Annotated in this window: 1 protein-coding gene (cut by a window edge); it reads left to right on the top strand. The window is 76.2% G+C overall.

The annotated features are described in order from the left end of the window. On the top strand, positions 1–19,150 hold the 3' portion of the coding sequence (locus tag F6X68_RS00860) for a type I polyketide synthase (protein WP_225851879.1). Its footprint begins 9,239 nt before the window's first position; 19,150 of the gene's 28,389 nt are visible here — the last part of the coding sequence; the start codon falls outside the window, past its left edge; the stop codon is at positions 19,148–19,150.

The raw sequence follows: 19,150 nt of genomic DNA, 5'->3' as shown, positions 1-19,150 counted from the left end.
CTGCAAGTCGTTCGCGGCGTCGGCCGACGGCACCGGCTGGTCCGAGGGCGTCGGCGTGCTGCTCGTGCAGCGCCTCTCCGACGCCCGGCGCGAGGGCCGGCGGGTCCTGGCGGTGGTACGCGGATCGGCGATCAACCAGGACGGCGCGTCCAACGGGCTGACCGCCCCGAACGGTCCCTCTCAGCAGCGGGTCATCCGGCAGGCGCTGGCGAACGCGCGGCTCACCACCGCCGACGTGGACGCCGTCGAGGCGCACGGCACCGGCACCACCCTCGGCGACCCCATCGAGGCGCAGGCCCTGCTGGCGACGTACGGGCAGGACCGTCCGGAGGACCGGCCGCTGTGGCTGGGCTCGATCAAGTCGAACATCGGCCACACCCAGGCCGCCGCCGGGGTGGCCGGCATCATCAAGATGATCATGGCGATGCGCCACGGGCTGCTGCCGTCCACGCTGCACGTCGACGAGCCGTCCCCGCACATCGAGTGGAGCGCCGGGGCGGTCTCCCTGCTCACCGAGGCACGCGACTGGCCCGTGGCGGGCCGGCCGCGCCGCGCGGCGGTCTCGTCGTTCGGAGTCAGCGGCACCAACGCGCACGTCATCATCGAGCAGCCCCCCGCAGAGGCGGAGCCGACCCGGGGCGAGGGCGCGCCGACGCCCGCCGCCGAGCGGCTGCCGGCCCCGGTGCTGCTGTCGGCCCGCTCCGAGGCCGCCGTCGCGGCCCAGGCGGAGCGCTGGGCCCGCTGGATCGCCGGCGACGAGGAACTGCGCCCCGTCGACGTCGGCTGGTCGTCGGCGGTCAGCCGGGCCGTCATGGAGCACCGCGCGGTGGTCACCGCGACGGACCGGGACGAACTGCTGTCCGGGCTGCGCGCCCTCGCCGCCGGCGAGTCGGCCGCCACCGTGGTCGACGGCACGGGCGCGACGCGTACGCAGCTGGCTGTGCTCTTCTCCGGCCAGGGTGCGCAGCGCGCCGGGATGGGCCGGGAGTTGTCCGCCCTGTTCCCGGTGTTCGCGACCGCGCTGGACGAGGTGTGCGGACACCTCGACCCGCTGCTGCCGCGTCCGTTGCGGGAGGTGCTGTTCGCCGAGGCGGGCAGCCCCGAGGCGGAGCTGCTGGACCAGACCGTCTTCACGCAGGCCGGTCTGTTCGCGGTCGAGGTGGCGCTGTTCCGCCTCGTGGAGTCGTTCGGGGTCGTGCCGGACATGCTGGCCGGTCACTCGATTGGCGAGGTGACGGCCGCGTACGTGGCCGGGGTGTTGTCGCTGGCCGACGCGTGTGCTCTCGTGGCCGCGCGGGGCCGGTTGATGCAGGCGCTGCCCACGGGCGGCGGGATGCTGGCCGTGGCCGCCGCCGAGGCCGCCGTGGCGGAGTCGATCGCCGGGCTGACCGACCGCGTCGGCATCGCGGCCGTCAACGGGCCCACCGCCGTGGTGGTCTCGGGTGCGGTCGAGGCCCTGGACGAGGTGGAGCAGGCCTGGCGGGACCGGGGCGTGCGTACCCGCCGGCTCACCGTCAGCCACGCGTTCCACAGCCCGCTGATGGCGCCGATGCTCGACGAGTTCCGCGCCGTACTGGCGGGGCTGACGTTCCGGGCGCCGCTGCTGCCGGTGGTGTCGAACCTGACCGGCGCGCTCGCCGACCCGCAGGAGATCACCCGCGCCGAGTACTGGGTGCGGCACGTGCGGGAGGCCGTGCGCTACGCCGACGGCATCGCCGCCCTGCGGGCCACCGGGGTCGACACCTTCCTGGAGATCGGCCCGCAGAGCGTCCTGACCGCGATGAACGCCGACCTGCTCGCCGAGGACGCGCTCGCGGTGGCCGTCCAGCGCCGGGACCGTCCCGCCCCGCAGGCACTGCTGCACGCCCTCGCCGACCTGCACGTCCACGGCGTCCCGGTGACCTGGACGCAGTGGTTCACCGACGCCGGCGCCGCCCGGGTCGACCTGCCGACGTACGCCTTCCAGCACCAGCGGTACTGGCTCGGCGCGGGCCAGGCGCGTACCGCCGACGTGTCCGGCGCGGGCCTCGGCGTGGCCGGGCACCCGCTGCTCGGCGCGGCGGTCACCGTCGCCGGCGCGGACATGGTGGTGCTGACCGGCCGGCTGTCCCTCGCCACCCACGCGTGGCTCGCCGACCACGTCGTCTCCGGCGCGGTCATCGTGCCCGGCACCGCCCTGGTGGAGTTGGCCGTCCGGGCCGGCGACGAGGTGGGCGCGTCGCGGGTGCGGGAGCTGACCGTCGCCGCGCCGCTGGTGCTGCCGGAGGCCGGCGCCGTACGGGTGCAGGTACGCGTCGGCGCGGCCGACGAGGCCGGCACCCGGGTCGTGGCGGTGCACTCGCAGGCCGAGGGCGACCCGGAGGCCGACTGGGTCCACCACGCGGAGGGCGTGCTGGAGCCGGCGACGGCCGACGAGCCGAGCCTGGGGGAGTGGCCCCCGACCGGCGCGTCCGAGCTGGACGTCACGGGCTGGTACCCGACGCTTGCGGAGCACGGCCTGACGTACGGGCCGGTGTTCCAGGGGCTGCGCCGGGTGTGGACCGCCGGCGACGACGTGTACGCCGAGGTGGCGCTGCCGGACGAGGCGGCGACGGAGGCGGCGCGCTTCGGCGTGCACCCGGCGCTGCTGGACGCCGCCCTGCACCCGATCGGGCTGCTGCCCGGCACCGAGGGGTCGGGCGGGGCGCGGGTGCCGTTCGCGTTCGAGGGTGTGCAGGTGCACGCCTCGGGTGCGCGGGTGCTGCGGGTGCGGCTGTCGCGTACGGGCTCGGCGGTGCGCCTGGTCGCGTGCGACGAGTCGGGCGCGGCCGTGGTCTCGGTCGACTCCCTCGCCCTGCGCGAGCTGACCGGCGTGGCCGCGGCGGGCGCGGCGGCCCGCTCGATGTTCGAACTCACCTGGCAGGCCGAGGAGATCGCCGCCGCCGGGGACCTCTCCGGGTGGGCGCTGGTCGGCTCGCCGGCAACCGCCGACCTGCCGGCGTACGGCGACGTCGAGGCGCTCGTCGCGGCGGTCGACGCCGGCCGGACGGTCGCACCGAAGGCGCTGCTGCTGCCGCTCGACGCGCCGGAAAGCGCCGTCCCCGACGCGGTACGCGCGGCGACCACGGCCGTGCTGGCGACCGTCCGGTCCTGGCTGGCGGCGGACGTGCTGGCGGAGTCGCGGCTGGTGGTGGTGACCCGGGGCGCGGTGTCGGTGGGTGCCGAGGACCGGGTGTCCGACCTGGGCGGTGCGGCGGTGTGGGGTCTGCTGCGGTCGGCGCAGTCGGAGCATCCGGGTCGCATCGTGCTGGCGGACGTCGACGGCGACGTGGACACCGGGTTGCTGGGTGTGCTGGCCACGGTGGCCGACGAGCCGGTGGCGTTCGGTGGTCAGGTCGCGGTGCGCTCCGGTGGGGTGTTTGTGCCGCGTCTGGTGCGCGCGGTGGCCCCGGCGTCGGTGGAGACGCCGGTTGTGGGTGGCGGCGTGGTGCTGGTGACCGGTGGTACGGGTGCGTTGGGTGCGCTGGTGGCGGAGCGCCTGGTGTCGGTGCACGGGGTGCGGTCGCTGGTGCTGGTGTCGCGGCGTGGCCTGGAGGCTGCGGGCGCTGGTGAGCTGTCGGAGCGGCTGACGGCGCTGGGCGCGTCGGTACGGATTGCCGCCTGCGACGTGACGGACCGGGACCAGGTGTTCGGTCTGGTGGCCGAGGTTTCCGCCGGGGGTCGGCTGGCGGGCGTGGTGCACACGGCCGGTGTGTTGGACGACGGGGTGATCGAGCGGGTCACCGAGGAGCGGCTGGCCGGGGTGTTGGCGCCGAAGGTGTCGGCGGGTTGGTTCCTGCACGAGGCGACGGCGGGTCTGGATCTGGATCTGTTCGTGGTGTTCTCGTCGGTGGCGGGTGTGCTCGGTTCGCCGGGCCAGTCGGCGTACGCGGCGGGCAACGCCTTCCTGGACGGGTTGGCGGTGTACCGGCGGCAGCTCGGGTTGCCGGCCGTGAGCCTGGCGTGGGGCATGTGGGACACCGCCGGCATGGCGGCGTCGATCGACGAGGCGGATCGGGCGCGGTCCGCGCGGGCTGGCCTGACGCCGATGAGCGCCGAGGTCGGGCTGGAGCTGTTCGACGCCGCCCTGGTGGCGGAGCGGCCGGCATTGGTGCCGGCCGTGATCGACGTACCGGCGATGCGCGCAGCGCTCGGCGCCGGCCCCGTGCCGGCCGTGCTGCGTACCCTGATCGGGTCGACGGCGGCCCGGCGACGGGCCGCGCGGGGCGGCGACTGGGCCAACCAGCTCGCGGGCCTGACGCCCGACGAGGCGCGCGCCCAGATCGACGTGCTGGTGCGGGGCCTGGTCGCGCAGGTGCTCGGGCACGGCGGTGCGGAGGCGGTGCCCGCGGACCGGGCGTTCCGGGAGCTGGGCTTCGACTCGCTGACGGCCGTGGACCTGCGTAACCGGTTGAACGCGGCCACCGGGCTGCGGCTGGCCTCGACGCTGGTCTTCGACTACCCGACCCCGGCCGTGCTCGTCGACCACCTGCACGAGCAGGTCTCCGGGCAGATCACCGCCCGCCAGACGGCGGTGCTCACCGCCAGCACCGACGAGCCGATCGCGATCGTGGGCATGGCCTGCCGCTACCCCGGTGGCGTCGAGAGCCCGGACCAGCTGTGGGCGTTGCTGGCCGGCGGCGGCGACGGGATCTCGGAGTTCCCCACCGATCGCGGCTGGGACCTGGAAAGCCTGTTCGACCCGGACCCGGAACACAGCGGCACGTCGTACACGCGCCACGGTGGCTTCCTCTACGGGGCCGCCGACTTCGACCCGGGCTTCTTCGGGATCTCGCCGCGCGAGGCCCTGGCGATGGACCCGCAGCAGCGGCTGCTGCTGGAGGCGTCGTGGGAGTCGTTCGAGTCGGCCGGGCTGGACCCGCAGCGGTTGCGGGGCAGCCGGACGGGTGTCTTCGCCGGCGTGATGTACCACGACTACGCCTCCCGCCTGATGGACCTGCCGCCGGACGCCGAGGGCTTCGTCGGCACGGGCACGTCGGGCAGCGTGCTGTCCGGCCGGGTCGCGTACACCTTCGGCCTGGAAGGCCCGGCGGTCACCGTCGACACCGCCTGTTCCTCCAGCCTCGTGGCGTTGCACCTCGCGGCGCAGGCGTTGCGCTCCGGCGAGTGCGATCTGGCGTTGGCCGGTGGCGTGACGGTGATGGCCACGCCCGGCACGTTCATCGAGTTCTCCCGGCAGCGCGGGTTGTCGCAGGACGGCCGCTGCAAGTCGTTCGCGGCGTCGGCCGACGGCACCGGCTGGTCCGAGGGCGTCGGCGTGCTGCTCGTGGAGCGGCTGTCGGACGCGCGGCGCAACGGGCACCGCGTGCTGGCGGTGGTGCGGGGCACGGCCGTGAACCAGGACGGCGCGTCCAACGGCCTGACCGCCCCGAACGGTCCGTCGCAGCAGCGGGTGATCCGGCAGGCGCTGGCGAACGCGCGCCTGACCACCGCTGACGTGGACGCCGTGGAGGCGCACGGCACGGGCACGACGCTGGGTGACCCGATCGAGGCGCAGGCGTTGTTGGCGACGTACGGGCAGGAGCGTCCGGGGGACCGGCCGCTGTTGTTGGGGTCGGTGAAGTCGAACATCGGGCACACGCAGGCCGCCGCTGGTGTGGCTGGTGTGATCAAGATGGTCATGGCGATGCGGCACGGCCTCGTGCCGGCGACCCTGCACGTGGACGAGGCGTCGCCGCACGTCGACTGGACGGCCGGGGCGGTGGCCCTCGCGACGGAGGCGACGCCGTGGCCGCAGGTGGGCCGGCCGCGTCGGGCGGCGGTGTCGTCGTTCGGGATCTCCGGCACCAACGCGCACGTGATCATCGAGCAGCCGCCGGCCGAGGCGATCGAGGGCGAGATCGTCGCCCGCGACGTGCCGCCGGTCGTACCGGTGCTGCTGTCGGCCCGCGACGCCGCCGCGCTGTCGGCGCAGGCGGGCCGGTGGGCGCGCTGGCTGACCGCTGAGGAGGCCCCGCGTCCGCTGGACGTGGCCTGGTCCTCCGTCACCACCCGGCCCGCGCTGGAACACCGGGCGGTCGTCACCGCCGCCGACCGGGACGACCTGGTCGCGGCGTTGACCGCCCTCGCCGACGGCGACCCCACCGGTACGGTCGTCTCCGGCGCCGCCGGCCAGCGCGGCCAGCTCGCCCTGCTCTTCTCGGGTCAGGGTGCGCAGCGCGCCGGGATGGGCCGGGAGTTGTCCGCCCTGTTCCCGGTGTTCGCGACCGCGCTGGACGAGGTGTGCGGACACCTCGACCCGCTGCTGCCGCGTCCGCTGCGGGAGGTGCTGTTCGCCGAGGCGGGCAGCCCCGAGGCGGAGCTGCTGGACCAGACCGCCTTCACGCAGGCCGGTCTGTTCGCGGTCGAGGTGGCGCTGTTCCGCCTCGTGGAGTCGTTCGGGATCGTGCCGGACATGCTGGCCGGTCACTCGATCGGCGAGGTGACCGCCGCGCATGTCGCGGGCGTGCTGTCCCTGGCGGACGCGTGTGCCCTCGTGGCTGCGCGGGGTCGGTTGATGCAGGCGCTGCCCACCGGCGGCGGGATGCTGGCGGTGGCCGCCGACGAGGCCGCGGTGGTCGAGTCGATCGCCGGGCTCGCCGACCGGGTGGGCGTCGCGGCCGTCAACGGGCCCACCGCCGTGGTGGTGTCGGGTGCCGTCGAGGCCCTCGACGAGGTGGAGCGGGCCTGGCGGGACCGGGGCGTGCGCACGCGCCGGCTCACGGTGAGCCACGCGTTCCACAGCCCGTTGATGGAGCCGATGCTGGCCGAGTTCCGCGCGGTCCTGGACGGCCTCACCTTTGCCGCGCCGCTGCTGCCGGTCGTGTCGAACGTGACCGGTGCCCTGGCCGGCGACGAGATCCGCACGGCCGACTACTGGGTGCGGCACGTGCGCGAGGCCGTCCGCTACGCCGACGGGATCACCGCCCTGCGCGAGGCGGGTGTGGACACGTTCCTGGAGGTCGGCCCGCAGAGCGTCCTGACCGCGATGGCCGCCGACGTGCTGCCCGACGACGACGCCGTGCTGGCCGTGGCCGTGCAGCGCCGGGACCGGCCGGAGGCGCAGGCGCTCCTGCACGCCCTCGCCGAGCTGCACGTGCACGGGATGCCGGTGACCTGGACGCAGTGGTTCGCCGACACCGGCGCGCGCCGCGTCGACCTGCCCACGTACGCCTTCCAGCACCAGCGCTACTGGCCCGCCGCCAACCGGGCGCGTACGGGCGACGTGTCCGGGGCCGGGCTCGGCCGCACCGAGCACCCGCTGCTCGGCGCGACGGTGGACCTGGCCGGCGACGACGAGATGGTGCTGACGGGCCGGCTCTCCCTGGCCACGCACCCGTGGCTGGCCGACCACACGGTCTCCGGGCTGACGCTGGTGCCGGGCACCGCCCTGGTCGAGCTGGCCGTGCGGGCCGGCGACGAGGTGGGCCTCTCCCGGCTGCGGGAGCTGACCATGGCCGCCCCGCTGGCCCTCCCCGGAACGGGAGGCGTGCGGATCCAGGTGCGGGTGTCCACGTCGGAGTCGCCGCAGCGTCCCGTCGCCGTCTACTCCCGCCCCGACGACGACCCCGAGGCGGGCTGGACCCGGCACGCGGAGGGCGTGCTGGAGCCCTCCACCGCCGACGAGCCGGACCCGGTCACCTGGCCCCCCGCCGGCGCGGCCGAGGTGGACCTGGCGAGCTGGTACCCGACGCTGGCGGAACACGGCCTGACGTACGGGCCGGCCTTCCAGGGACTCCGGCGCGCCTGGACCAGCGGCGCCGAGGTGTACGCCGAGGTGGTCCTGCCGGACGACGCCGCGACGGAGGCCGCCGGGTTCGGCGTGCACCCGGCGCTGCTGGACGCCGCCCTGCACCCGATCGGGCTGCTGCTCGATGGCGAGGAGTCGGGCGGTCCACGGGTGCCGTTCGCGTTCGAGGGCGTGCAGGTGCACGCCTCGGGGGCGGGGGCGCTGCGGGTGCGCCTGACCCGCGACGGCTCCGGGTTGCGGCTGGCCGCGTACGACGAGGTGGGCGCGCCGGTCGTGTCGGTGGACTCCCTCGTCCTGCGGGAGCTGACCGGTGTGGCCGCGCCGGGCGTGGCCGCGCGGTCGCTGTTCGAGCTGCGGTGGCCGGCCGTGGAGGCCGCGCCCGCCGGGGAGCTTTCCGGATGGGCGCTGGTGACCGGCGGCCGGGAGCTGGTGGCACCCGCCGGAGTGCCCACGTACCCCGACGTGGCGACGGTCGCGGGGGAGGAGTCCGTCCCCCGGACGCTGCTGCTGCCGGTGTTCCCCGCGTCCGGTTCGGCGGCGGCGACGCCGGAGTCGGTCCGGGCGGTGGCTTCGGACGTGCTGGCGACGGTGCAGTCCTGGCTCGCGGCGGACGCCCTGGCGGACTCGCGGCTCGTGGTGGTGACCCGGGGCGCGGTGTCCGTCGGGGACGAGGACCGGGTGACCGACCTGGCCGGTGCGGCGGTGTGGGGTCTGCTGCGGTCGGCGCAGTCGGAGCACCCGGGCCGCATCGTCCTCGCGGACGTCGACGGTGACCCGGATGCCGGGCTGGTGGCCCTGCTGGACGGCGTCCTGCGGGAGCCGGCCGCGACCGGCGGCCAGCTCGCCGTCCGCGAGGGCGCGGTGTACTCGCCGCGCCTGGTCCGGGCCGGCATCACGGCCGCGCAGACGCCCAGCCTGGGTGCCGGTGCGGTGCTGGTGACCGGCGGTACGGGTGCGCTCGGTGCGCTGGTCGCGGAGCACCTGGTGTCGGTGCACGGCGTGCGCTCGCTGGTGCTGGTGTCGCGGCGTGGTCCGGAGGCCGCCGGTGCGGGCGAGCTGTCGGAGCGGCTGTCCGCGCTGGGTGCGTCGGTGCGGGTCGTCGCCTGTGACGTGACGGACCGGGACCAGGTCGGTGCGCTGGTGGCCGAGGTCACCGCCGGGGAACGCCTGGCGGGTGTGGTGCACACCGCTGGTGTTCTCGACGACGGGATCGTGGAGGGGCTGACGGCGGAGCGCCTTGCCGGAGTGTTGGCGCCGAAGGTGTCGGCGGGTTGGTTCCTGCACGAGGCGACGGCGGGTCTGGATCTGGATCTGTTCGTGGTGTTCTCGTCGGTGGCGGGGGTGCTCGGCTCGCCGGGCCAGTCGGCGTACGCGGCGGGCAACGCCTTCCTCGACGCCCTGGCGGCGTACCGGCGGCAGCTCGGGTTGCCGGCCGTCAGCCTGGCGTGGGGCATGTGGGACACCCCCGGCATGGCCGCCTCGATCGAGGAGGCGGACCGGGCGCGTTCCGCGCGGGCTGGCCTGACCCCGATGAGCGCCGAGACCGGGTTGGAGCTGTTCGACGCCGCCCTGGGCGCCGACCGGGCGGCCCTCGTACCGGCCGTGATCGACGTGCCCGCGCTGCGGGCGGCGACCTCCGGCGGCCCCGTGCCGGCCGTGCTGCGCACCCTGATCGGCGTGACCGGCACCCGCCGCCAGGCGGGGCAGGGCGGTGGCGGCTGGGCCGACCGGCTCGCCGGGCTGACCGAGGACGAGGGCCGCGCCCAGGTCGACGTGCTGGTGCGGGGCCTGGTCGCGCAGGTGCTGGGGCACGGCGGTGCGGAGGCGGTGCCGGCGGACCGGGCGTTCCGGGAGCTGGGCTTCGACTCGCTGACGGCGGTGGACCTGCGTAACCGGTTGAACGCGGCCACCGGGCTGCGGCTGGCCTCGACGCTGGTCTTCGACTACCCGACCCCGGCCGTGCTCGCCGACCACCTGTGGTCGGAGTTGGCCGGGGTACGCCAGTCGACCGCCGGCCCGGTCGCCGGCACGGTCGTCGGCACCGACGAGCCGATCGCGATCGTGGGCATGGCCTGCCGCTACCCGGGCGGGGTGGAATCCCCCGACGAACTGTGGGAGCTGCTGGCCGGCGGCGGCGACGGGATCTCCGAGTTCCCGGCGGACCGCGGCTGGGACCTGGAGTCGCTGTTCGACCCGGACCCGAACCGCAGCGGTACGTCGTACACGCGCCACGGTGGCTTCCTGTACGGCGCCGGCGAGTTCGACCCGGGCTTCTTCGGGATCTCGCCGCGCGAGGCCCTGGCGATGGACCCGCAGCAGCGGCTGCTGCTGGAGGCGTCGTGGGAGTCGTTCGAGTCCGCCGGGCTGGACCCACAGCGGTTGCGGGGCAGCCGGACGGGTGTCTTCGCCGGCGTCATGTACCACGACTACGCCTCCCGGCTCATGGACCTGCCGACCGAGGTGGAGGGCTACGTCGGGACCGGTACCTCCGGCAGCGTGCTGTCGGGTCGGGTCGCCTACACGTTCGGCCTGGAAGGCCCGGCGGTCACCGTCGATACGGCGTGCTCGTCGTCGCTGGTGGCGCTGCACCTCGCGGCGCAGGCGTTGCGCTCCGGCGAGTGTGATCTGGCGCTGGCCGGTGGTGTGACGGTGATGGCGACGCCGGGGACGTTCATCGAGTTCTCGCGGCAGCGCGGGTTGTCGCAGGACGGCCGCTGCAAGTCGTTCGCCGCGTCGGCCGACGGCACCGGCTGGTCCGAGGGCGTCGGCGTGCTGCTGGTGCAGCGCCTCTCCGACGCCCAGCGCGAGGGCCGGAAGATCTACGCCGTGGTGCGCGGCACCGCCGTGAACCAGGACGGCGCGTCGAACGGGCTGACGGCCCCGAACGGTCCCTCGCAGCAGCGGGTGATCCGCCAGGCCCTCGCGAACGCGCGGCTCACCACCGCCGACGTGGACGCCGTCGAGGCGCACGGCACCGGCACCACCCTCGGCGACCCGATCGAGGCGCAGGCGTTGCTGGCGACGTACGGGCAGGAGCGTCCGGGGGACCGGCCGCTGCTGTTGGGGTCGGTGAAGTCGAACATCGGGCACACGCAGGCCGCCGCCGGTGTCGCCGGTGTGATCAAGATGGTCATGGCGATGCGCCACGGGCTCGTCCCGGCGACCCTGCATGTGGACGAGGCGTCCCCGCACATCGACTGGACGGCCGGGGCGGTGACCCTCGCGACCGAGCCCACCCCGTGGCCGGCCGTGGACCGGCCGCGTCGGGCGGCGGTGTCGTCGTTCGGCATCTCCGGCACCAACGCGCACGTGATCATCGAGCAGCCGCCGGCCGAGGCGATCGAGGGCGAGATCGTCGCCCGGGACGTGCCGCCGGTCGTGCCGGTGCTGCTGTCCGCGCGCTCCGACGCGGCCCTGGCCGGCCAGGCGGGCCGGTGGGCGCGCTGGCTCGCCGCCGAGGAGGCCCCGCGTCCGCTGGACGTGGCCTGGTCCTCCGTCACCACCCGGCCCGCGCTGGAGCAGCGCGCCGTCGCCGTGGTGGCCGACCGGGACGACCTGCTCGCCGCGCTGCGCGCCCTCGACGCTGGCGAGCCCTCCGGGGCCGTCGTGACCGGCTCCACCGCCGTACGCGGCCAGCTCGCGCTGCTGTTCTCGGGTCAGGGTGCGCAGCGTGCCGGGATGGGCCGGGAGTTGTCGGCGGAGTTCCCGGTGTTCGCCGCCGCGCTGGCCGAGGTGTGTGCGCATCTCGATCCGTTGCTGCCGCGTCCGTTGCGGGAGGTGTTGTTCGCTGAGGCGGGCAGCCCCGAGGCGGGGTTGCTGGATCAGACGGTGTTCACGCAGGCTGGGTTGTTCGCGGTCGAGGTGGCGCTGTTCCGGTTGGTGGAGTCGTTCGGGATCGTGCCGGACATGCTGGCCGGTCACTCGATTGGCGAGGTGACGGCGGCGTACGTGGCCGGGGTGTTGTCGCTGGCCGACGCGTGTGCTCTTGTGGCCGCGCGGGGCCGGTTGATGCAGGCGCTGCCCACCGGCGGCGGCATGCTGGCTGTGGCCGCTGACGAGGCCGCGGTGGCGGAGTCCATCGCGGGCCTGGGCGACCGCGTCGGCATCGCCGCGGTCAACGGGCCCACCGCCGTGGTGGTGTCGGGTGCCGTCGAGGCCCTCGACGAGGTGGAGCGGATCTGGCGCGACCGGGGTGCGCGTACCCGCCGGTTGACGGTGAGCCACGCGTTCCACAGCCCGTTGATGGAGCCGATGCTCGACGAGTTCCGGGCGGTCCTGGACGGGTTGACGTTCTCCGCGCCGTTGCTGCCGGTCGTGTCGAACGTGACCGGTGCCCTGGCCGGCGACGAGATCCGCACCCCGGAGTACTGGGTGCGGCACGTGCGGGAGGCGGTGCGCTTCGCCGACGGGGTCACCGCCCTGCGCGAGGCGGGTGTGGAAACGTTCCTGGAGGTCGGCCCGCAGAGCGTGCTGACCGCGATGGCTGCCGACGTGCTGCCCGGCGACGACGGTGTGCTGGCCGTGGCCGTGCAGCGGCGGGACCGGGCGGAGGCGCAGGCGCTGCTGCACGCCCTGGCGGAGCTGTACGTGCACGGCGTGCCGGTGACCTGGACGCAGTGGTTCGCCGACGCTGGCGCGCGCCGCGTCGACCTGCCCACGTACGCCTTCCAGCACCAGCGCTACTGGCCGGAGGGCACGCCCGCGAAGCAGGCCGCCCCGGAGGGCGGCGACGCCGAGTTCTGGGCCGCCGTCGAGCGGGGCGACCTGGCCGCCCTCGCCGCCGAACTCGGCGACGACACCGAGGACCTGGACGCGCTCGCCCCGGCCCTGCCGCTCCTGGCGCGCTGGCGTCAGCACCGGTCGCGGGACACCGCCCTCGACGGGTGGTCGTACCGGGTCGGGTGGGAGCCGGTGCGGCCGGCCCCGGCGACCCGGTTGTCCGGGCGGTGGCTGGTCGTCACCGTCGACAGCGGCGCCGACGCGGGCGTGGCGAAGACCCTCACCCAGGCGGGCGCGCGGGTGGACACGCTCACCGTGTCGTCCACCCTCGCCCGCGCCGAACTGGGCAAGCGGCTGGGCCGGATCAGCGGGGACGGCTGGGCCGGGGTGCTCTGCGTGCTGCCCCGGCAGGACCGGCCCCTGGCGCACACCCCGGCGGTACCCGCCGGCGCGGCCGCCCTGCTCACCCTCACCCGGGCGCTCACCGAAACCGGCCTGCCGGGACGGGTGTGGGCGCTGAGCCGTACCGCGATGCCGGTCACGGCCGGAGAGCGGGCCGGCGACGTCTGGGCGGCCCTGGCCTGGGGCCTGGGCCGGGTCGTCGCCCTCGAACAGCCGGACCGCTGGGGCGGCCTGGTCGACCTGCCCGACCGCGCCGACCGCGGCGCCCGCGCCGGGCTCGTCGCGATCCTCGCCGACGGCACCCTGGACCAGGTGGCCGTCCGCCGCAACGGCCTCTTCGGCCGGCGGCTGGTGCCGGCCGCGCCGCCCGCGGGTGCGGGTTGGCGGCCCGCCGGGACGGTGCTGGTGACCGGTGGTACGGGTGCCCTGGGTCGGCACGTGGCGCGCTGGTTGCTGGCCAACGGGGCCGCCGAGGTGGTGCTGGCCTCGCGGCGGGGTCCGGCGGCGCCGGGCGCGGCCGAGCTGGTGGCCGAGTTGGGCGCGGTGCGGGTGGTGGCGTGCGACGTCACCGACCGGGCGGCGGTCGACGCCCTCGTGGCGGACCTGCCCGGGCTGACCGCCGTCGTGCACACCGCCGGGGCGTCCGGCGGCACCACCCCGGCGTACGAGGTGACCGACGGCGAGCTGTCGGAGACCCTGGCCGGCAAGGTGCTCGGCGCCGTGCACCTCGACGCCGCCTGCCGGGGCCGGGACCTCGACGCGTTCGTGGTCTTCTCCTCCGTCGCCGGCGTCTGGGGCGGCGGCGGGCAGGCCGGCTACGCGGCCGGCAACGCCCTGCTCGACGCGCTCGTCGCCGCCCGTCGGGCGGCCGGCCTGCCCGCCACCGCCCTGGCCTACGGCCCGTGGGCGGAGGACGGCATGGCCTCCGGCGAGACGGCCGACGGCCTGCGCCGCCGCGGGTTCAGCCCGCTCGCACCCGACGCCGCCGTCGCGGCGCTCGGCCGCTGGGTGAACGCCCCCGAGGCGGCCCCGGTGATCGTGGACGTCGACTGGGCCCGGTTCGTCACGGCGTTCACCGCCGCGCGGCCGAGCCACCTCTTCGACCGGGTCGCCCCCGCCGTCACCGAGGAGCCGGAGCGGCCGGAGAACGCCGCCGCCACCGACGGGCTGCGGGCCAGGCTCGCCACGCTGCCGGCGACCGGCCAGGAGGCGCTGCTGGTCGACCTCGTCCGCGCCGAGGCGGCGGCCGTCCTCGGCCACCCCACCACCGACCAGGTGCCGGCCGGCCGGGCGTTCCGGGAGCTGGGCTTCGACTCCCTCGCCGCCGTGCAGCTGCGCGACCGGCTGGGCCGGGTCACCGGCCTGACCCTGCCGTCGACAGTGGTCTTCGACCACCCGTCGGCGGCGGAACTGGCCCGCTTCCTGCGTACCGAAATCGTGGTCGGCGCGGACGGCGGACCGGTCACCGGCGGCGTGGCCTCGGCCCGGCCGCCGGCGGACGAGCCGATCGCGATCGTCTCCATGGCCTGCCGCTTCCCCGGCGGGGTGTCCTCGCCGCAGGAACTGTGGCGGCTGCTGGCCGACGGCGTGGACGCGGTGACGCCGATGCCCACCGACCGGGGCTGGGACCTCGACGCCCTGTTCGACAGCGACCCGGAGCGGGTCGGCACCAGCTACACGCGCAGCGGCGGCTTCCTGCGGGACGTGGCCGGCTTCGACGCCGCATTCTTCGGGATCAACCCGCGCGAGGCCCTCGCCATGGACCCGCAGCAGCGGCTGCTGCTGCACACCACCTGGGAGGTCTTCGAACGCGCCGGCATCGACCCCCACCGGGTGCGTGGCTCCGCCACCGGCGTCTTCATGGGCACCAACGGGCAGGACTACGCCACGCTGCTGCTGGGCGCCCGCTCCCAGGTGGAGGGCTACCAGGCGACCGGCAACGGCGCGTCGGTGGTCTCCGGCCGCCTGGCGTACTCGTTCGGGCTGCACGGCCCGGCGGTCACCGTCGACACGGCCTGCTCGTCGTCGCTGGTGGCGCTGCACCTGGCCGCGCAGGCCCTGCGCAGCGGCGAGTGCGACCTCGCCCTCGCCGGCGGCGTGACGGTGATGTCGACCCCCGGCGCGTTCCTGGAGTTCTCCCGGCAGCGCGGCCTCGCCGCCGACGGGCGGGTCAAGGCGTTCGCCGAGGCCGCCGACGGCACCGGCTGGGGCGAGGGCGTCGGCGTCCTGCTGCTCCAGCGGCTCTCCGACGCCCAGCGCGACGGCAACCGGATCCTCGCCGTGGTACGGGGCAGCGCCGTCAACCAGGACGGCGCGAGCAACGGCCTCACCGCGCCGAACGGGCCCGCGCAGCAGCGGGTCATCCGGCACGCGCTGGACAACGCCGGCCTCACCCCGGGCGACGTGGACGTCGTCGAGGCGCACGGCACCGGCACCACCCTCGGCGACCCGATCGAGGCGCAGGCGCTGCTGGCGACGTACGGCAGGGACCACTCCGCCGAGCGACCGCTGTGGCTCGGGTCGGTGAAGTCGAACATCGGCCACACCCAGGCCGCGGCGGGCGCCGCCAGCCTGATCAAGATGGTGCTGGCCCTGCAACACGAGGTGCTGCCGGCGACCCTGCACGTGGACGCGCCGACCCCGCACGTCGACTGGTCCTCCGGCACGCTGGCGCTGCTCACCGAGGCGCGGCCGTGGACCACCACGGACGGGCCGCGCCGGGCCGGCGTCTCCTCGTTCGGGATCAGCGGCACCAACGCGCACGTGATCATCGAAGAGGCCCCGCAGCGGCCGGCACCGGTCGCCGCCGACGGGGAAGGGCCCGAAGCGACCGTCGGGCACGGCGACACGCGACGCGACCACCGCGCCGTGGCCCTGCCGTGGCCGGTCTCCGCCGCCGACCTGCCCGCGCTGCGCGAGCAGGCCGGCCGGCTGGCCGACCGGGTGGCGACGGACGACGACCCCGCCGACCTGGTCGCCTGGGCGCTCGCCGACGGCCGGGCCCACCTCGGCCGGCGGGCCACCGTGGTCGCCGCCGACCGGGAGACCCGGCTGGCCGCGCTGCGGGCGCTGGCCGGCGGGGAGGACCACCCCGCGCTGGTCACCGCCCGACGGCACGGCGGCGGCCTCGCCGTCCAGTTCTCCGGCCAGGGCGCCCAGCGCCCCGGCGCCGGCCGGCAGCTGTACGACACGTTCCCCGTCTTCGCGGCGGCCCTCGACGAGGTCTGCGCGGCGCTGGACCACCAGCTGCCGCAGCCGCTGAAGCCGGTGCTGTTCGCGGCCGAGGGCAGCGCCGAGGCCGCGCTGCTCGACGAGACGGTGTTCACCCAGGCGGGGCTCTTCGCGCTGGAGGTGGCCCTGTTCCGGCTGGTCGAGTCGTTCGGGGTGGTGCCCGGGCACGTCGCCGGGCACTCCATCGGCGAGATCACCGCCGCGCACGTCGCCGGGGTGCTGTCCCTCGCGGACGCCGCCACGCTGGTGGCCGCCCGGGGCCGGCTCATGCAGGCCCTGCCCGCCGGGGGCGGGATGCTCGCCGTCGCCGCCGACGAGTCGGCGGTGGTCGAGTCCCTCGCGGGGCTGACCGACCGGGTCGGCGTCGCCGCCGTCAACGGTCCCACCGCCGTGGTGCTCGCCGGGGCCCTCGACGCCCTCGACGGGCTGGAGCGGACCTGGCGGGAGCGGGGGGTGCGCACCCGGCGGCTGCGGGTCAGCCACGCGTTCCACAGCCCGCTGATGGAGCCGATGCTGGCCGAGTTCCGCGCCGTCCTCGACGGGCTGACGTTCGCCGCGCCGCTGCTGCCGATCGTGTCGAACCTGACCGGGCGGCTCGCCGGGCCCGACGAGATCCGTACGCCCGACTACTGGGTGCGCCACGTCCGGGAGGCCGTCCGGTACGCCGACGGGATCGCCGCGCTGCGCGACGCGGGCGTCGACACCTTCCTGGAGCTCGGCCCGCAGGCGGTGCTGACCGCGATGACCGCCGGCCTGCTGCCCGGCGACGACGACGGGACGGCCGTGGCGGCGCTGCGCGCCGGCGTCGACGAGCCGGCCGCCCTGCTCGCCGCGCTGGCCGTCGTGGACGGCACCGGGCGGGACGTCGACTGGGCGGCGGTGCTCGCCGTGCTGGCCGGCCCCCGTCCGGATGCCCGCCGGCTGCCCGAGCTGCCCACGTACGCGTTCCGGCCGCAGCGCTACTGGCCGACCCTCGATGCGGCGCCGACGCCGGCCGCCGACCCGGTCGACGACGCGTTCTGGCGGGCCGTCACCGACGGCGACCTGGGCCGCCTCGGACTCGACCCGGACCAGCCGATGCGCGAGCTGCTGCCGGAACTGGAGTCGTGGCGGCGCCGCCAGCACCTCGACGGCACCCTGGCCGGCTGGCGGTACCGGGTCACCTGGGAGCGCCGGGCGCTGACCGGCGCCGACCCCGGCACGTGGCTGGTGGTGGCCCCGCCGCACCAGGTCACCGACCGGGTGCTCGCCGCCCTCACGGCCGGCGCCGCCACGGTGCACCTGCTGACCGTCGACCCGGCCACGGCCACCCGCGACGGGCTGGCCGCCGACCTCGACCGGCTCGCCGCCGCGCACCAGCCGACGGCGCTGCTCTCCCTGCTGGCGCTGGACGAGGCGCCGCACCCGGAGCAGACCGCGCTGCCGACCGGCCTGGCCGCGAACCTGCTGCTCGTGCAGGCGCACACCCGCCGTTCCGGCCCGCCCGTGCCGCTGTGGCTGGCCACCACCGGCGCCGTCGCCGTGGACGACGAACCGGTCGTGCACCCGACGCAGGCCACCACGTGGGGCCTCGGCCTCGTCGCCGCGCTGGAACACCCCCGGCACGTCGGCGGAGTCGTCGACCTGCCGGCGGGCCCGGCCGAGGCGGCGTACGCGGCCCTGGCCGCAGCCCTGGTCAACGTCGACGGGGAGGACCAGCTCGCCGTCCGGGAGGCCGGCGTGCACGCCCGACGCCTGGTCCGCGACACCGGGCGGCCGGCGACGGGCGGCGGGTACCGCCCGAACGGCACGGTCCTGCTCACCGGCGGGACCGGCGCCCTTGCCCGGCACACCACGGACTGGCTGGGCCGCCAGGGCGCGGAGGTGCTCCCGCTGGCGGAGCCGGCGACGGGCAAGCTCGGTGACCTGATGGAGCAGCTCGCCGCCGAGAGCCGGCCGGTCACGGCGCTCGTGCACGTGCCGGCGGAGACCGGATCGGTGCCGCTGGCCGAGCTGACCCTCGCCGGCCTCGCCGCCGACCTGGCCGCCACCGTCGGCGACGTCCCGAGGTACGCCGACGAGCTGGCGCACCGGCCGCTCGACGCGTTCGTGCTGTGCACCTCCACCACGGGGGTGTGGGGCGCGGGCGGCCGGGCCGGCCAGTCCGCCGGCGACGCGCTGCTGCACGCGCTCGCGGCGAACCGGCGGCACGGCGGACTGGCGGCCACCGCCGTGGCGTGGGGCCCGTGGAGCGACGATCCCGAGTCGGCCGAGCAGGCGCAGCTGCGCCGGCGGGGCCTGCCGGGCCTGCCCCCGGAGCTGGCCGTCGAGGCGTTCGGGCAGGCGCTGCGCGCGGAGGCGGGGCTGATCGTCGCCGACGTGCGCTGGGACCGGTTCGTGCCGACGTTCGCGTCGATGCGGCCGTGCCCGCTGCTGACCGGGGTCCCCGAGGCGGACGCGGCGATGCCCGCCGACGACGACCGCCAGCCGGCGGACGACGAGGCGGCGACCGCGCTGCGGGAGCGGCTTCGGCCGCTGAGCCCCGGCGAACGGGAGGGCGTCCTCGTCGAACTCGTGGGCAACCTGGCGGCGGCCGTGCTCGGCCACCCCGGGGGCGGGGGGCTGGAGCCCGACCGGGCGTTCCGCGAGGTCGGCTTCGACTCGATGACGGCCGTGGAACTGCGCAACCGGCTCCGTGCCGCCACCGGCGTCCAGCTGCCCGCGGGCGTGGTGTTCGACTACCCGACGCCGGCGGCGCTCGCCCGGCACCTGCGCGACCAGCTGGTCGAGGACGGCGCCGCCGCGGCGGCCCCGCTGCTCGCCGAGCTGGAGCGGCTCGACGGCGTCTTCGCGGCCGACGCGCCGGACCGGCTGACCCGGCAGAAGCTGCTGGTGCAGTTGCAGGCGTTCGTCGCCCGGTGGGGCGACGAGCGTGGTCCCGTCGAGGAGAAGCCGGCCACGCACACCCTCGACGACGCCACCGACGCCGAGATCTTCGATTTCATCCACCGCGAGCTGGGTGGCCCCGGAGGCAGCCTGCCGGGGCTGTAG

The organism is Micromonospora sp. AMSO12t (assembly GCF_008806585.1).
Taxonomy (GTDB): Bacteria; Actinomycetota; Actinomycetes; order Mycobacteriales; family Micromonosporaceae; genus Micromonospora; species Micromonospora reichwaldensis.
This window is presented reverse-complemented; position numbering and strand designations above follow the sequence as displayed.